Here is a 16,797-nt window from a genome sequence, read left to right on the forward strand (position 1 = left end):
GATAGATTAAAAATTACTTTATCATTATTTGTTGTTGCAATGCTTACAACTACAATTCAAATGACCGCTCAGCAAGCAGAAAATGTTACTGAGTTTAACCAAAACCCTGTTGAAGTTTCAACACAAGATACACCACTTACTGGAACTGATTACCAAGTTATGGGTGGAGTAATTTACTCGAACGGTCCTGTATTTAATGTTGCAGGTGGAGGCTTTGGAGGAGCTGATTTGAGCCTTTTAGAGAACAATACCGTTGGGAACACAACTCTTGGTGCCGGCCACCAAACAGCAAGTGCAAACAGAATTGCTGACGATTGGGAAGTGACAGAGTCTGTTGAAGTGACTTCTATAGATTTTTATGCTTATCAAACCGGCTCTACAACTACTTCAACGATGACAGGTGTTACGATTTTAATTTGGGACGGTGATCCTGCTGATCCAGCTAGCAACGTTATTTTTGGAGATGATGCAATTAGTGCAATGGTAAATAGTGAATGGAGTGGTGTATACAGAGCATCTGAAACTTCTCCACAAGATGACACTAGACCAATTATGAGAAATACAGTTGAAACCCCTGGTTTAACTTTGACTCCCGGAACATATTGGATTGATTGGGATGCTGACGGAACTCTTGGCTCTGGGCCTTGGGCTCCTCCTATTGCCCTTTTAGGTCCTGGGCCAATTGGAAATGCAAAACAATCCCTAGCAGGGGTATGGCAAGATGCTGTTGACGGTGGGTCAGGAAACCCTCTGGGATTCCCATTTGATGTAACCGGGACTGTTCTAAGTTTAGCTGATAATACTATTGAAGGGTTTAGTTTTTATCCAAACCCAACTTCTGGAGTATTAAACGTTTCTGCAAAATCAACAATTGAAAACATTACTTTATACAATGTGCTTGGCCAGGAAGTATTATCTGCTTCTCCTGAAAGCGTAAGTACTAAAATGAATATTTCAAACTTAAGTGCTGGAATGTATGTGATGAAAGCAACCGTGAACGGCACTGTAGGTACCTTTAATGTAGTTAAAAAATAATATCAATCCCTCTTTTTAATTGAATCAAAAAGCCTCTTTTTAAAAGAGGCTTTTTTTATAGATAACCTAGTTTTTTTCTAACTCGGCTCAAGACTTCGGTTGCTGTAACTTTTGCCTTTTCAGCACCAAATTTTAATGCCTGATCTATTTCTTCCTTATGTTGAATTAAATACCAAAACCGGGTTCTTTGATTTTCAAACCGGGTTTTTATTAATTCAAACAACGCTTGTTTGGCATGACCATAACCATAATTTCCATTGGTATAATTTGTATGCATTTGAGTAACTTCATTTGTTGACGCCAGCAGTTTATAGAGTGCAAACACATTGCAGCTGTCGGGATCTTTAGGCTCTTCGAGAGGGGTGCTGTCTGTTTCAATGCTCATTATTTGCTTTCTCAATGGCTTGTCTTGCAAAAATATATTGATAGTATTGCCCTTAGATTTACTCATTTTTGCACCGTCTGTTCCGGGAATGTACATGCTTTCTTTTTGCATTTTAGCTTCCGGTAAAACAAAAGTTTCTCCATATTTCGCATGAAAACGGGTTGCTACATCTCGAGTCATTTCAATATGTTGTAATTGATCTTTTCCCACCGGAACAAATTCTGCATCATATAATAATATATCGGCAGCCATTAACATAGGGTATGTAAATAAACCGGCATTTACATCTTCCAAACGGTCAGCCTTGTCTTTAAAGGAATGGGCAAGTGTGAGTCGTTGATAAGGAAACAAACAGCTCAAATACCAGGAAAGCTCCGTTACTTGGGGAATATCACTTTGCCTGTAAAAGACTGATTTGTTAATGTCAAGTCCAAAAGCCAGCCAGGCAGCTGCAACACTGTAAGTGTTTTCACGCAACTCCTTTGCATCTTTAATTTGAGTGAGCGAGTGTAAGTCTGCAATAAAAAGAAAGCTATTGTTTTCAGGTTGATTTGCCATTTCAATAGCCGGGATTATAGCCCCTAACAAATTTCCCAAATGTGGAGTTCCGGTACTTTGAATTCCTGTTAAAATTCTTGCCATAGTTTATCAGTCTGAAAAATAAGGTAACAAAGGTACTTTTTTTGTTCATACGGCTCAATACAATTGTGTATTTTTGAGCCTATGTTTTTAAAAAACTATGTATTTGTTCCAATCTGGCGGGTGTGGTTTTATATCTTAATCGCCCTCACTATTATTATACTTTTTCCTTTCTTGTTAATTAGTATTTCTAAGAAGGAATGGTACCCCAAATTTTTTGTGGTAGCACGTGTTTGGGCAACATTAATACTTTTTGGGATGGGTTTTGTGCCAAAAATTAAAAAAGAGGAAGAGCCTGATATTACAAAAAGTTACATGTTTGTGGCTAATCATTCTTCAATGACAGATATCATGTTGATGCTTTATGCAGTTAAAAACCCGTTTGTGTTTGTTGGTAAAAAAGAGTTGGCTAAAATACCATTATTTGGTTTTTTTTATAAACGCACATGTATTTTGGTGGATCGAAACAATGCTAAAAGCAGAAAAGAAGTTTTTGACGCAGCCCAACAACGCATTCAATCGGGTTTAAGTATTTGTATTTTTCCGGAAGGAGGTGTGCCCGAAGACGAAACAGTTTTATTAGATACTTTTAAGGATGGCGCATTTAGATTGACAATTGATCATCAAATTCCCATAGTGCCTATGACATTTCATGATAATAAAAAGCGTTTTTCATATACTTTTTTTAGTGGTGGTCCCGGATTAATGAGAGTTAAAAGTCACCGGATTGTTTACACAATCAATCAACTAAAGGATGATAAAAGAAGTATCAAAGAAGTAGTTAGAAATAAAATATTATCAGAATTAAAGAACCCAACATTTTAGAAATAAAAAAGCCGCTCTAAGGCACAAAGAGCAGCTTTTTTTAGTTTATCATTTGTCAAACAATTGAAAAAAACAATAAACCTTTCAAACTAATTAAACTTAACTAAAACTTATAACTAAATCCACTATAAACCCCAAGATAATAGGGCTTAAAGTCAATGGCACTATCTGAATATGTATTTATTTGATATTTAAACATTGGTTCTAGGTTAAACACAAAACTTTTACCCAGTTTATAATCAAGTCCTAACCCAATATTGGTGCTGAAACTAAAATCATTCAAATTATTGGCGCTTCCAATTTCAGATTGAAATCCATTTGAAAGAACACTTATTTGATTATTATTCAATAAAAGCGTGCTCAAGCCTCCAATTAAATTCACTCCTAACCGATTGTTAGTTAAATTGTATTTCAATTCAAGTGGAATTTCAAAATAATCTAGCTCTTGTTTCATAGAGCCTGGAGTGATTCCGTTTCTGGGAACTATTTGAATACCATCTTCTGTCATTGTTGGGGTGCCGGCAGGAGGGGGGGTTAATGATCCTCGGGTTCCTATTGCTACAATAATGTCTTTGTTTTTATAATTTATTGACTGAAGGCCGTCATCCATAGAGTTTGCTACAGCAAATTCAACATTGTTGGTAGTGTAGCTAAAATCCACTTTGTTAAATCCGGTTCTGACACTAAGTTTATCATTTATAGCATAGCTAACTTTAACACCATAGCTATAGTTTATTTCACCTGATTTTGAATTGTTAGAAAATTGAGGGTCTATAGAAGAACCCTCACCAATGGTATTGTAATAAACAGGAGCAAAATTTGGACTTACCTCCCATTTGCTTTTTATTTCATTTTCTTCAACTGCGACAGCTTCAGCGTTTTTTTCAGCAATGTACTCAAGCAATGATTTTTTATTATTATTTTCAGGACTGTTTTCTGTAACACTTGTTTCAGTTTCAGTTACTGATTCAAAAGCAGGAGTTGGCGTGCTAAAAATCTCTTTATTGCCTTCTTTATTTGTTTCTTTCTCCTCGGTATTAGATTTTGAAACTTCAGCAACATCTGTATTTGAACTTTCAATAACTGTTTTTGAATTGCTGGAAACGGCGCTGTTTTGTGAATATGTAACTAAATCAGATTTTCCGGAGTCAGTTTTTTCAGAGAGGTGTGAATTTGATTTTTCTTGGTCAGAAAGGGTGTTTAAATTATGGGGTTTGTTTTGCTTTGATTCATTAAATTCAACCAAAGCATCTTTGTTTTTATCAGGTGATGTTAAAAGGTTATCTTTTGGTTCATAAAAGTTACTGTCAATTGTTTCGACGGCGTCTTCAGATGTGATTTGTGAGGGCTCTGATATATTAAAAAACAAGCTGCCAATTCCAAGAATTATAAAAAGAGAAGCAGCAATACCAGCCAACTTGTACCATAAAGGCACAACACGCTTTTTGTTTTGTTCTTTTTGAAGGGCAGCATCAATGTTTTCCCAAACTGAAGCTGGAGGAGTTGCCTCCAGATGTTTGAATTGCTCTTTAAAAAGCCGGTCTATTTGCTTTTTTGATTTCATTTAATTAATTACTCTTTACTTGAGCAGGTTTACTTTCTTCAATTTTATTTTTTAAAATCATCCTTGCCCTTGCAAGGTTAGATTTAGATGTTCCAACAGTAATTCCAAGCATTTCTGCTACTTCTTGATGTGAATAATCATCAAGTACATATAGGTTAAAAACCATTCGGTACCTGTCTGGCAACTCTTGAATCAACCTGAGGAGAAAATCTAATGACACATGCTGTTCGTCGATTTCAACTTCGGGTTCTTCGAGTTGTTCTTCATTCACTATTTCAAAAAAACGCTCTTTGCGGTATTTTTGTAAAACCGTATTAACAGCAATACGCTTTATCCATCCTTCAAAGGAGCCTTTAAACTTATATTGGCCAATGCTTTTAAAAATAGTTAAAAAAGCATCCTGGAGGTTGTCTTGAGCCTCTTCGGTATTACGAGAATATTTTAAGCAAACAGCATACAGCTTGTTTGAAAACATTGTATAAAGCTCTCCTTGTGCTTTTCTGTCCTCGTTTTTACATTTCTCTATGAGCTCCTCTAAAGCCAATAATCCCCTTTTTTAAATGTGAAAATATAGTTGAAACTTAAAAAAAATGCATCTACATAAATTTCACTTAAAAAATAAGGGTCTTTATTTGTAGATGCAAATTTGTATGTTGGGTTGCGTTGTTGTGTTTTTTTTAACTTTTCATCAAATAGTTTTAAGCATTTTACTGTTCTAAATTGATTTTAAAAAGGTTAACCACAAATTTAAGATGTTTTCAACAAATTAATTGCTTCTTTTATTTTTTGTTCTAGCTCTTCTAAAAGCTCAGGATTGTCAAGGATTAAAGCCTTTACCGCATCTCTTCCCTGCCCTAACTTAGTGTCTCCATAACTAAACCAAGAACCACTTTTTTTGATGATTTCATAATCTACACCTAAGTCTATAATTTCACCCACTTTTGAAATTCCTGTTCCATACATAATATCAAATTCGGCAGTTTTAAATGGAGGTGCTACTTTGTTTTTAACGACTTTTACACGTGTTCTATTGCCTTGAATTTCACCATTACTGTCTTTAATTTGTGTAGAACGTCTAATATCTAATCTAACTGAGGCATAAAATTTTAATGCATTTCCACCAGTAGTCGTTTCAGGGTTGCCAAACATGACTCCAATTTTCTCTCTCAATTGGTTAATAAAAACGACAGTACAATGTGTTTTACTAATTGATCCGGTTAGTTTTCTTAGTGCTTGAGACATCAGTCTGGCATGAAGTCCCATTTTTGAGTCTCCCATCTCACCTTCAATTTCACTTTTTGGCGTAAGTGCTGCTACAGAGTCAATTACAACAATATCAATTGCACCACTGCGAATTAAATTATCAGCAATTTCCAGAGCTTGTTCTCCATTGTCGGGTTGCGAAATAATGAGGTTCTCTATATCTACCCCTAGCTTTTCTGCATAACCACGGTCAAAAGCGTGCTCTGCATCTATGAATGCAGCTATACCACCAGCTTTTTGACTTTCTGCAATTGCATGCAACGTTAAAGTTGTTTTACCTGATGATTCAGGCCCGTAAATCTCGATTACACGACCCTTAGGTAAACCGCCAACACCCAATGCAATATCTAAGCCAAGAGAACCGGTTGAGATAGAATCTACTTCCTGCACAGCCTGGTCTCCAAGTTTCATAACGGCTCCCTTGCCGTAGGTCTTATCTAATTTGTCTAAAGTTAGTTTTAATGCCTTTAACTTTGCGTCTTTTTCCTTGCTCATCTTTAAGAATTTAATAAAAATAGTTGTTGCTAAAATACTATTTCTTTTTGTGCATAACAATAGAAGAGAGCAACCTTTTCAATTATTTTTCATCTTAAAATTAAATGACTACTTTTAAAATCTCAATGAAATCATCAATAAGGAACATACTAATTAATTCAAACGGTTTTACTGTTACAATAAGAATTTATAATGCAAGTAAAATTGACGGTGGCTAGCTATGCATTTCTCTTTTGAACGATTTTAATTAAAAAATATATAGTAACGAATTAGCCATTCAAAAAAAGCATCAATAAACAAATTGATGCTTTTTTTGTTGAATAAAGCGCTTAAAACCTTTACTTTTGTTGCTTGTTCTTCCAATTAGAACTATATATTTTCTCACTTAAAACGTTTATAGCATGCAACTGTACAACACTTTAAGCGCAGACGAAAGAGCCGAACTTATTGATAAAGCCGGAAAACAACGACTCACGTTGTCTTTTTATGCGTATGCCAATATTGAAAATCCTAAAGCCTTTAGAGACGCACTTTTTCTTGCCTGGAACCCACTTGATGTTCTCGGTAGAATTTATGTAGCAAAAGAAGGAATTAACGCCCAACTTTCACTGCCCGCTGACAACTTTTATGAGTTTAAAAATCGCATCGAAGAATATTCCTTTATGCGAGGAATTCGACTTAATATAGCAGTTGAACACGATGACTTTTCGTTCTTGAAGCTTACCATTAAAGTGAGAAATAAAATTGTTGCAGATGGTTTGAACGATGAAACATTTGATGTAACAAACAAAGGTGTTCATTTGAAAGCAAATGAGTTCAATCAGTTTTTGGAAGACCCAAACACGATTGTTGTAGATATGAGAAACCATTACGAAAGTGAAATAGGACATTTTAAAGGAGCAATTACACCTGATGTCGAAACTTTTAGGGAATCACTTCCAATAATAGAAGAACAGCTTGCAGGACATAAAGAAAATAAAAACCTGCTCATGTATTGTACAGGAGGGATTCGATGTGAAAAAGCAAGCGCATTTTTTAAGCATAAGGGTTTTAAAAATGTCTACCAGCTTGAAGGTGGAATTATAGAATACGCCCGTCAAATCAAAAATGAAGAACTGCCAAATAAATTTATTGGTAAAAATTTTGTTTTTGATAACCGCTTGGGAGAACGCATCACAGAAGACATTATTTCAAGATGCCACCAATGCGGAGCTCCTTGTGATGATCATACTAACTGCGCTAATGATGGATGCCATTTATTGTTCATTCAATGTGATTCGTGTAAAGATAAAATGCATAATTGCTGTTCAAAAGAATGTGTAGAAGTCGTCCAACTTCCTTTGGTTGAACAAATAAAATTGCGAAAAGGAAAGCAACTTGGAAATAAAATATTCAGAAAAGGCAAATCTCCAGCCTTAAAGTTTAAAGCTTCAGGAAGACAAACCGATACATCACTTGCAAAAATAGCCAGGAAAAAAGACAGCATCATAAAAGCTGCTTTAAAAAAAGAAATAGTTGGTAAAGGTCAACACTACTATTCAAAGTCTAAAGTTGGTTTGTTTTTAATGGAAAACGGCAGTATTCAATCCGGAGACACTTTATTGATTCTTGGACCCACCACAGGCAAACAAAAAGTCAAACTGGACAGTTTTTATGTCAATGGCACTCTTGCTAAAAAAGCGATAGAAGGTGATAAAGTAACAATTGAGCTCCCGTTTAAATTAAGACTTTCAGATAAAATTTATAAAATTTTGGAGCATTAAACTAATGGGATTATTTATCAAGATAAGAACCTAAATACTGGTCACTTTATTTACTAGCACTTTTTATGGCATTTGTGTGCTAATATGCAATTAGAACAAATAATATTTCTGTAAAGTTATTTAACGGCAGCAAATAGCAATCTGTATGTGGTTAAAGTTTTCAGTGAAATAAAAAATAGTATCTTTACCTTTCAATATTTTTTTAACAATAACGCAACCTTGAGTTGTGACAAGATATATATTTTATGGGCTGTACAAGCTGTTCAACTTCTAAAGACGGTCAACCCAAAGGTTGTAAAAATAATGGTACCTGCGGCACAGATGGCTGCAATAAACTCACTGTATTTGACTGGCTTTCAAATATGAAATTACCAGCTGAACAAGAAGCCTTTGACTTTGTTGAAATAAGGTTTAAAAACGGAAGAAAAGACTTTTTTCATAATTTTGAAAAGCTTTCACTTCAAGTAGGCGATGTGGTAGCTACCGAAGCTTCTTCAGGACATGACATTGGCTTGGTATCTCTAACGGGTGAGTTGGTTAGAATTCAAATGAAAAAGAAAAAACAAAAAGTTGAAGAAGCAAGCCCAAAAATTTATAGAAAAGCTTCACAGCGCGATATTGATATCTGGCAAAAAGCACGAGACAGAGAAGAAAATGTCAAAGTAAGAGCGCGTCAAATAGCAATTAGACTTAATTTGAAAATGAAAATCTCTGATGTAGAGTTTCAGGGCGATGCTTCCAAAGCAATTTTTTACTATACAGCAGAAGAGCGGGTGGACTTCAGAGAACTCATCAAAGAATTTGCACATGAGTTTAGCACCCGAATTGAAATGAAACAAGTTGGCTTTAGACAAGAAGCAGCCAGATTAGGCGGTATAGGATCATGTGGCAGAGAATTGTGTTGCTCGACCTGGTTAACAGATTTCAGATCAGTAAATACTGCCGCAGCTAGATATCAGCAACTTTCTCTAAACCCTCAAAAACTTGCCGGACAATGCGGAAAGCTAAAGTGTTGCCTTAATTATGAATTGGACACCTATCTGGAAGCCCTAAAAACCTTTCCCAGTGCAGACACTAAGCTTGAAACCGAAAAAGGAACTGCAGTCTGTCAAAAATTAGATATTTTCAAGGGTGTTTTATGGTATGCCTATGAAGGTCAATGGATGAATTGGTTTGAAATTACAGCTGAAAGAGCAAATGAAATAATAGAATTAAACAAGCAAAATAAAAAAGCACAAAGTCTCGAAATTTATGTAAATGAAGCTTCAATTACAAATGAAGCAGTCTACAACAATGTTGTTGGTCAAGATAGTCTTACAAGATTTGACAAACCCAAAAGCTCTAAAAAAAGATCAAAAAACAAAAAAAGAAAAAAAAGAAATCCTCAAAAAAATGGATAAAAGATTTTTTATTATTGTTTTTTTTGGACTAGTAATAACCTCTTGTGATTCCAATCAAATTCACAGTGAATTCAAATCAATGCCTAATCATTGGCCCATTGAACAATCAGTGGAGTTTCAATTGCCTGAATTTGATTCATTAAAGAAATACAACTTGTTTTTTAATATTAGAAACACCAACGACTATAACTTCAATAATCTGTTTTTAATTGCTTCTATGAATTTTCCCAACGGCAAAGTTGTGATTGATACCTTGGAATATCAAATGGCGAACCCAAATGGTACTTGGTTAGGTTCAGGAAACAGAGTTAAAGAGAATAAATTGTGGTACAAAGAGAACGTTCAATTTATTGAAGAGGGCATATACATCCTTAAAATACGACAGGCAATGCGCAATAATGCATCAGTAGCCGGCGTTAAAAATCTCGAAGGCATTACAGATGTTGGTGTAATAGTTGAAATAAGTCAAGTCGAAAGACAATAACACATATGGCAAAGAAAAAAACAAAAAAGAACGCAGTGAATTACTGGAAATACATCAAGTGGTTTTGGTCGTTGTTTGGAATAGGGTTGTTGCTGGTAGCCTTCTTGTTTTTACTTGCATCGTGGGGAGCTTTTGGCACATTACCAACCTTTGAAGAGCTTGAAAACCCTGAAACCAACCTCGCCACTGAAATACTTTCTTCAGATGGAGAAACACTTGGTAAGTTTTATCGTGAGAATAGAACCCCCGTTAACTATGAAGACCTTCCAGAACACTTGGTTCAGGCGTTAATTGCTACTGAAGACGAACGTTTCTATAATCATGCTGGCATTGATGCACGTGGCACAATTAGAGCTGCTCTTTTTTTAGGCAAACGTGGTGGCGCAAGCACAATCACACAACAACTTGCAAAGCAGCTTTTTACAGGGGTTAGGTCTAATAATATTGTTGAAGCAGTCATTCAAAAAATGAAGGAATGGGTAATAGCAACTCGACTTGAGCGGCAATATACCAAAGAAGAAATTATCACGATGTACTTTAATAAATATGATTTCGTGAACCAGGCTGTAGGAATTCGCTCTGCATCGCGAATTTATTTTGGTAAAGAACCCAAAGAGCTTACCACTGTTGAAAGTGCCATGCTGGTTGGGATGTTAAAAAACTCTTCACTATTTAACCCACTTAGAAGAGAAGAAATGGTTATAACTAGAAGAAATGTTGTGCTGAAACAAATGGAAAAAAATAACTTTCTTTCTTCAGAAGTCAAAGACTCATTGCAGCAACTCCCTTTAGGACTAAATTATTCACCTGAAGGACATGATGAAGGCTTGGCCACCTACTTTAGAGAATATGCCAGAGCAGAAATTCAAGAATGGATCAATAACAATCCAAAAGCTGATGGCAGTAAATATAATATCTACAGAGACGGACTGAAAATCTTCACAACCATCGATTCAAAAATGCAACAGTATGCAGAAGAATCGGTTCACGCACATTTAACAAATCTTCAAAGAGAATTTGATCGGCAAAATAAAAACAACACTACAGCCCCATTCAGAGGAATAACAAGTGAAGAAACAGAACAAATCATAAAAAATGCCATGCGAAGGAGCGACAGGTGGAGAACCCTTAGTGCTCAAGGAAAATCTGAAGAAGAAATCATTGCGTCATTTAATGAAGAAAGAGAAATGAAAATATTTTCCTGGAAAGGAGATATAGACACAATTATGAAACCAATAGATTCAATTAGGTTTTATAAATCATATCTTCAGTCTTCGTTAATGTCTATGAACCCACAAACAGGTGAAGTCAAAGCCTGGGTAGGAGGAATTAACTACAAACATTTTAAATATGATATGGTAAAGCAAGGAAAACGCCAGGTGGGCTCTACCTTTAAGCCTTTCGTTTATGCCACAGCTATTGACCAGCTTCACATGTCACCTTGTGATACCTTGCCAAACACACCCTACACAATCGAGGAAGGAAAATACGGTCTCTTAAAACCGTGGACACCCAAAAATGCAGGAGACAAATATGGCGGAATGGTAAACCTTATCCAGGCGTTAGCAGAGTCTCATAATGTAATCTCAGCAAACCTGATAGATAAAACCGGCCCACAACCAGTAATAGACTTGGTAAGCAAACTGGGAATAAACACTTCAGAAATGACACCAGCTCCCGCAATTGCTTTAGGGACAACCGATATAAGTTTGTTTGAAATGGTTGCCGCCTATGCGGTGTTTGCCAATGAAGGAATTTATGTGGAACCCGTGATGATTTTTAGAATAGAAGACAAAAACGGAACCGTTTTATTCCAACATGTTCCCAATACTAGAGATGTTATTAGTGCTGAAAGTGCTTATGTTACCACAAAACTACTGGAAGGTGTGACACAGGGAGGTTCAGGAGGAAGATTAAGAAGAACCTGGGCAAATGACTTTTATAAAAATTTAATCACCGGTTACCCTTATGGTTTTACAAACCCTATTGCCGGAAAAACAGGAACCACACAAAATCAAAGCGACGGATGGTTTATGGGAATGGTGCCTAACTTAGTAACCGGAGTGTGGGTTGGCGCTGAAGACAGATCTGCCAGGTTTCCAACAATTACTTATGGACAGGGAGCAACAATGGCATTGCCAATATGGGGGCTCTATATGAAAAAGTGTTATGAAAATGAAGAATTGGGTGTCTCCAAGGAAGACTTTAAAAAACCTGAAAACCTTTCTATCGAAACTGATTGCAGTAAATGGTTAGAAACCAATGATGATGAAGATATTTTAGACGAATTTAGTTTTTAAACAAACAATTATGATAAACAAAGTAGTTTCTGATGTAAACACTGCCTGTGAAGGAGTTAAAAACGGCATGACATTAATGTTTGGCGGCTTTGGATTGAGTGGAATCCCGGAAAATGCAATTGCTGAACTTGTTAAAAGAGGCATTGGTGATTTGACTTGTATTTCAAATAATGCCGGTGTAGATGATTTTGGGCTAGGATTATTGTTGCACAAAAAGCAAATCAAAAAAATGATTTCTTCCTATGTTGGAGAAAATGCTGAATTTGAAAGACAGATGTTGAGTAATGAACTAGATGTAGAATTAATTCCTCAAGGCACACTGGCGCAAAGATGTCAGGCAGCTCAAGCCGGATTTCCGGCATTTTATACACCGGCAGGTTATGGAACAGAAGTCGCTGAAGGAAAGGAAACTAGAAAATTTAATGATAAATGGTATGTGCTCGAAAAAGCATTTGAAGCAGATTTTGCTTTTGTAAAAGCCTGGAAGGGTGATACTGCTGGTAACCTTATTTTTAAAGGTACTGCTAGAAATTTTAATCCCAATATGTGTGGAGCTGCCAAAATAACAGTCGCTGAAGTTGAAGAACTTGTGCCTGCAGGTGAACTTGATCCAAATCAAATTCACATCCCCGGAATTTTTGTTCAACGTATTTTCCAGGGTGAAAAATATGAAAAAAGAATTGAGCAACTCACCGTTAGAAAAAGAATGTAATTATGGCATTAACAAAAGAACAAATAGCACAACGCATTGCAAAAGAAGTAAAAGACGGCTATTATGTAAACCTTGGAATAGGTATACCTACATTGGTAGCAAACTTTGTTCGTGATGATATTGACGTGGAATTTCAAAGCGAAAATGGGGTGTTAGGAATGGGCCCTTTCCCTTTTGAAGGAGAAGAAGACCCTGACTTAATCAACGCTGGGAAACAAACAATTACAACTCTGCCGGGAGCATCCTTTTTTGATTCTGCAATGAGTTTTTCTATGATAAGAGGACAACACGTTGATTTGACAATTCTCGGTGCAATGGAAGTAGCTGAAAACGGTGATATTGCTAATTGGAAAATTCCCGGTAAAATGGTAAAAGGAATGGGTGGAGCAATGGATCTGGTTGCTTCAGCAGAAAATATCATAGTTGCTATGATGCACACCAACAGAGCAGGAGAATCCAAATTGCTTAAAAAATGTTCGCTTCCTTTAACAGGAGTTAATTGTGTGAAAAAAGTAGTTACAGATCTCGCTGTTTTAGAGATTACCCCTAATGGATTTAAGTTAATTGAAAAAGCACCCGGAGTAACTATTGAACAAATAAAAAATGCTACCGAAGGAACTTTAATTGTTGAGGGAGATATCCCCGACATGAACCTCTAATATATTAAATATCATACTTATGTTTGCTCCTTACTTAAGGAGCTTTTTTTATGCCTAATTGAGGATAAATAGCACGCAAATGTTAAAATAAAGTGCATTACAACGAATATATATGTTTTTTATCGTCAAAAATAGAATTTTGTTTGCATATTAGCAGTCCCAAATTTAACCGGCTTACTTAACCTAAGCTATGTAAGTTACAAGAAGTGAAAAAACTAAATCGAAATTGAAATTATGGCTAAAGTCAAAAAACAGTTTCAAGTATGGTACCAAAAAGTAAAACCTACTTTTATATTATTAAGTAGTGTGCTGTACATCACAAAAAAAGTCTTTTTACTGATGTAACTAAAAATAAACCCCGAATCTGTTTGACATTTTCAGATTTAAAGGTCAATCCCGCTCTTTGTGAGGTTAGAGCGGGATTTTTTTATGCCCTTAAAAGTAAGATTCTTAAGAAACCATTTTCAAGGTATTTTTACTTACCTAAAGGAATCGCTTCAATCAATTTTCTCGTATAGCTTTTTAAAGGATTTGCATATATTTCATCTGCTTCACCCATTTCTTCAATTTTACCGGCATTCATAACCATTAAATGATCGGCCATATATTTTACAACTGCAAGGTCATGAGAAATAAACAAATAACTGAATTGATAGGTTTTCTTTAAGTCATTAAGCAAGTTAAGCACTTGTGCCTGAACAGAAATATCCAATGCAGAGACCGATTCATCACAAATGATAAGTTTTGGTTCCAATGCAATTGTCCGGGCAATTCCTACACGTTGCCTTTGTCCGCCAGAAAGTTGGTGAGGATATCGGAAGTAAAAACTTGAGTCCAGACCCACCTGTTCCAAAAGCTCCAAAACTCGCTCCTTTCTCTTCTTGCTACTCCAAAAAAGATTATGCACTTTCATAGGTTCTAATATTGCTTCACCAATAAGTAGCCTTGGATTTAGTGATGAGTAAGGATCTTGAAAAATAATCTGTATTTCTTTTCTGTACTTTTTGAAATCATTTTCACTTAAAGCTGAAATTTCCTTACCTCTGTATAATATTTTTCCTTTGGTAGCTTTGTCAAGTTGAAGAATAGCTTTCCCCAAAGTAGATTTTCCACAGCCTGATTCGCCAACCAAACCAAGAGTTTCTCCTTCATAAAGCCGGAAGCTAACATTGTTTACTGCTTTAGTTTTCTCTTTAGCTCTAAATAATCCGGTATTTGAAATGTATTCTTTTTCAAGGTTGAACACCTCAAGCAGCGGTTTTTGATTGTATATAATTTTATGTTGTTGAGTTCTTTCTTCTTTGGTAATGATACTTTTTTTGAAGCTATTTTCTAAAAAATCCTTGATTGTGGCGAGTTTTTCTGTTCGCTGATTTAACGAAGGCCTGGCGTTTAATAATGCTTTGGTATACGGTTCTTTTGGAGAATGAAATAATTGTTGAACTGCACCTTGCTCCACAATCTTTCCCTGAAACATCACAACAACTCGGTCTGCAATTTCAGAGACTAATGCCAGGTCATGTGAAATAAAAATAATGCTCATCTGGGTTTCTTTTTGCAAATCCTTAAGCAAATGAATAATTTCTTTTTGAACGGTCACATCCAAAGCTGTCGTGGGTTCGTCAGCTATTAGAATTTTAGGTTTGCAAGCTATGGCCATAGCAATCATCACACGTTGCATTTGTCCACCACTCATTTGATGGGGGTATTTGTTAAAAATTTCTTTTGGATTTGGCAGTTTTACTTTTTCAAAAAGCAAAATGGTTTCTTTTTTAGCATCTTGTTGCGAAAGCTTATTGTGGTGAATTAAGATTTCAGAAACTTGTTTTCCACACCGCATAGACGGGTTGAGAGCATTCATTGGCTCCTGAAAGATCATGGAAATCTCATTGCCTCTGATTTTTTGATATTCCTTTTCGGATAACCTCTTAAGGCGCCTTCCTTTAAACACTATTTCTCCGTTTTTAATAGTAGAAACCTTCGGAGGGAGTAAACCCATAATTGCTATAGTACTTACTGACTTACCGGAACCTGACTCTCCTACAATACCCAATATTTCATTATTGTTTAAAGAAAAGGATATATTTTTAACCACTTCATTATCCAATTTTTCGTTTCGAAACGAAATGGTTAATGATGAAACTTCTAATAAAGGTTGGTTATTTAGAGTCATGGATTATACAGAAAGGATTTCATCAGCGGTTAAGATTTCCTCGTTTCTCAATCTTAAAAAAACCTGAGCAACCGCAACGGTATCTTTTTCACAGTAACGAATGATGCGGTCGATATCTTTATCATCATAATAAACCCCGCGCACTTCGCTGCCATCAATATCATCTTTTGGTGAGGGAATTTCAAGAATATGAGTGAGTAACTTCAATGATGTGAAATGCTTATAATCGCCAAATTTCCATAGTTCCAGTGTATCCAAATGAGGGACTTCCCAAGGTTTTTTTCCAAAAAGGTTCAATTTGGCTGGGATTTCAATGCGGTTGATAATCATTCGTCTTGCGATAAAGGGAAAGTCAAACTCTTTTCCATTATGAGCACACAAAATATGTTGGGATTTATTGAAATGGGTGTCCAGCAAGTTTTTAAAATCTTTGAGAATTTGTACTTCATGACCATAAAAAGAAGTCACCCTGAAGTTTCTGATGTCACCTTTCAATACAAAATAGCCCACTGAGATGCAGATAATTTTTCCAAATTCGGCCCAAATACCGGCACGTTCATAAAAATCTTCAGGCGTGTGTTCATCGCGACGTTGGTATTCTGTTTTCTTTTCCCAAAGTATTTTTAAGGTGTCGTCTACATCTTGAAAGTTTTCCTGTAAAGGAACCGTTTCAATGTCTAGAAAAAGGATGTTTTCCAGGTTTATTTTTTGTAACATATCAAACTATTTATTTCAACATCTCAAAAGCCTCTTCCATATAAATCATAAAATTTTTGGGATAGGTTTCAATGCCGTTTGTTTCTCCCTTTGAGTGACCTAAACGAACCACAATGATATTTTCCTGAGGAAAAACAATCACATACTGGCCTAGGTGACCGCGCATAGCAAAGTACTTTTTGCCTTTACTCTCACCCAGCCAGAAACCATACCCATAGGGTTCTCCCTCAAAGCGTGGCGTAATAGATTTTGCCACAAATGCAGAGTCGATTAGTTGTTGGTTTTGCCATCTTCCATGGTCTTTATAAAGCTTACCAAAACGGGCAAAATCACGCGCATTTGAGGCAAAACAACAATAGGATTTCACCATTCCGTTCTTTTCA

At 35.9% G+C, this 16,797-nt stretch carries 15 protein-coding genes; 8 read left to right on the forward strand and 7 right to left on the reverse strand.

The annotated features are described in order from the left end of the window. The coding region (locus AACY61_RS00710; RefSeq protein ID WP_339609197.1) for a T9SS type A sorting domain-containing protein at positions 1 to 1,035 on the forward strand (1,035 nt) is incomplete at its 5' end. Between the two features lie 55 nt (positions 1,036 to 1,090). On the opposite strand, the gene trpS is transcribed toward AACY61_RS00710, so the two are convergent. Further along, positions 1,091 to 2,062, reverse strand: a complete 972-nt coding sequence (gene trpS / locus AACY61_RS00715) for a tryptophan--tRNA ligase (protein WP_339609199.1) — start codon at positions 2,060 to 2,062, stop codon at positions 1,091 to 1,093. 81 nt (positions 2,063 to 2,143) lie between these two features. Here trpS and AACY61_RS00720 point away from each other — a divergent pair, with 81 nt between their 5' ends. Further along, positions 2,144 to 2,884: a lysophospholipid acyltransferase family protein gene (locus AACY61_RS00720; protein ID WP_339609201.1), complete on the forward strand. Its 741-nt coding sequence runs from the start codon at positions 2,144 to 2,146 to the stop codon at positions 2,882 to 2,884. Positions 2,885 to 2,987: 103 nt separating this feature from the next. Here AACY61_RS00720 and AACY61_RS00725 read toward each other — a convergent pair whose 3' ends face one another. From AACY61_RS00725 to recA, 3 genes are all read right to left on the reverse strand, one after another. Then, the gene (locus AACY61_RS00725) at positions 2,988 to 4,448 is read right to left on the reverse strand and encodes a hypothetical protein (RefSeq protein ID WP_339609203.1); all 1,461 of its coding nucleotides are present in this window, start codon (positions 4,446 to 4,448) and stop codon (positions 2,988 to 2,990) included. A 4-nt stretch (positions 4,449 to 4,452) separates the two neighbouring features. Next, positions 4,453 to 4,992: an RNA polymerase sigma factor gene (locus AACY61_RS00730; RefSeq protein ID WP_339609205.1), complete on the reverse strand. Its 540-nt coding sequence runs from the start codon at positions 4,990 to 4,992 to the stop codon at positions 4,453 to 4,455. Positions 4,993 to 5,195: 203 nt separating this feature from the next. Beyond that, positions 5,196 to 6,206 (reverse strand): recombinase RecA, encoded by a 1,011-nt coding sequence (gene recA, locus AACY61_RS00735; protein WP_339609207.1) that lies wholly within the window; start codon positions 6,204 to 6,206, stop codon positions 5,196 to 5,198. Between the two features lie 401 nt (positions 6,207 to 6,607). On the opposite strand from recA, the gene AACY61_RS00740 reads away from it, so the two are divergent. From AACY61_RS00740 to AACY61_RS00765, 6 genes are all read left to right on the forward strand, one after another. Next, positions 6,608 to 7,969 (forward strand): rhodanese-related sulfurtransferase, encoded by a 1,362-nt coding sequence (locus tag AACY61_RS00740; RefSeq protein ID WP_339609209.1) that lies wholly within the window; start codon positions 6,608 to 6,610, stop codon positions 7,967 to 7,969. 245 nt (positions 7,970 to 8,214) lie between these two features. Then, positions 8,215 to 9,369: a regulatory iron-sulfur-containing complex subunit RicT gene (ricT, locus tag AACY61_RS00745; RefSeq protein ID WP_339609211.1), complete on the forward strand. Its 1,155-nt coding sequence runs from the start codon at positions 8,215 to 8,217 to the stop codon at positions 9,367 to 9,369. After that, a complete protein-coding gene (locus AACY61_RS00750; RefSeq protein WP_339609213.1) occupies positions 9,362 to 9,853 on the forward strand; it encodes a gliding motility lipoprotein GldH in 492 nt (163 codons plus the stop codon). The genes ricT and AACY61_RS00750 overlap by 8 nt, the downstream gene beginning before the upstream one ends. 5 nt (positions 9,854 to 9,858) lie before the next feature. Further along, positions 9,859 to 12,153, forward strand: a complete 2,295-nt coding sequence (locus AACY61_RS00755; protein WP_339609215.1) for a transglycosylase domain-containing protein — start codon at positions 9,859 to 9,861, stop codon at positions 12,151 to 12,153. Between the two features lie 10 nt (positions 12,154 to 12,163). Beyond that, positions 12,164 to 12,865, forward strand: coding sequence for a CoA transferase subunit A (locus AACY61_RS00760; protein WP_339609217.1), 702 nt, complete (start codon positions 12,164 to 12,166; stop codon positions 12,863 to 12,865). A 2-nt stretch (positions 12,866 to 12,867) separates the two neighbouring features. Then, on the forward strand, positions 12,868 to 13,524 hold the full coding sequence (locus AACY61_RS00765; protein ID WP_339609219.1) for a CoA transferase subunit B: 657 nt from the start codon (positions 12,868 to 12,870) through the stop codon (positions 13,522 to 13,524). 475 nt (positions 13,525 to 13,999) lie between these two features. On the opposite strand, the gene AACY61_RS00770 is transcribed toward AACY61_RS00765, so the two are convergent. The 3 genes from AACY61_RS00770 to AACY61_RS00780 all read right to left on the reverse strand — a co-directional run. Continuing rightward, on the reverse strand, positions 14,000 to 15,697 hold the full coding sequence (locus AACY61_RS00770) for an ABC transporter ATP-binding protein (RefSeq protein WP_339609221.1): 1,698 nt from the start codon (positions 15,695 to 15,697) through the stop codon (positions 14,000 to 14,002). Positions 15,698 to 15,700: 3 nt separating this feature from the next. Next, positions 15,701 to 16,414: a 3'-5' exonuclease gene (locus AACY61_RS00775; protein ID WP_339609223.1), complete on the reverse strand. Its 714-nt coding sequence runs from the start codon at positions 16,412 to 16,414 to the stop codon at positions 15,701 to 15,703. Between the two features lie 10 nt (positions 16,415 to 16,424). After that, a partial coding sequence (locus AACY61_RS00780) for a serine hydrolase (RefSeq protein WP_339609225.1) occupies positions 16,425 to 16,797 on the reverse strand: 373 nt, incomplete at its 5' end.

It is taken from the genome of uncultured Planktosalinus sp. (assembly GCF_963973675.1).
Taxonomy (GTDB): Bacteria; Bacteroidota; Bacteroidia; order Flavobacteriales; family Flavobacteriaceae; genus Planktosalinus.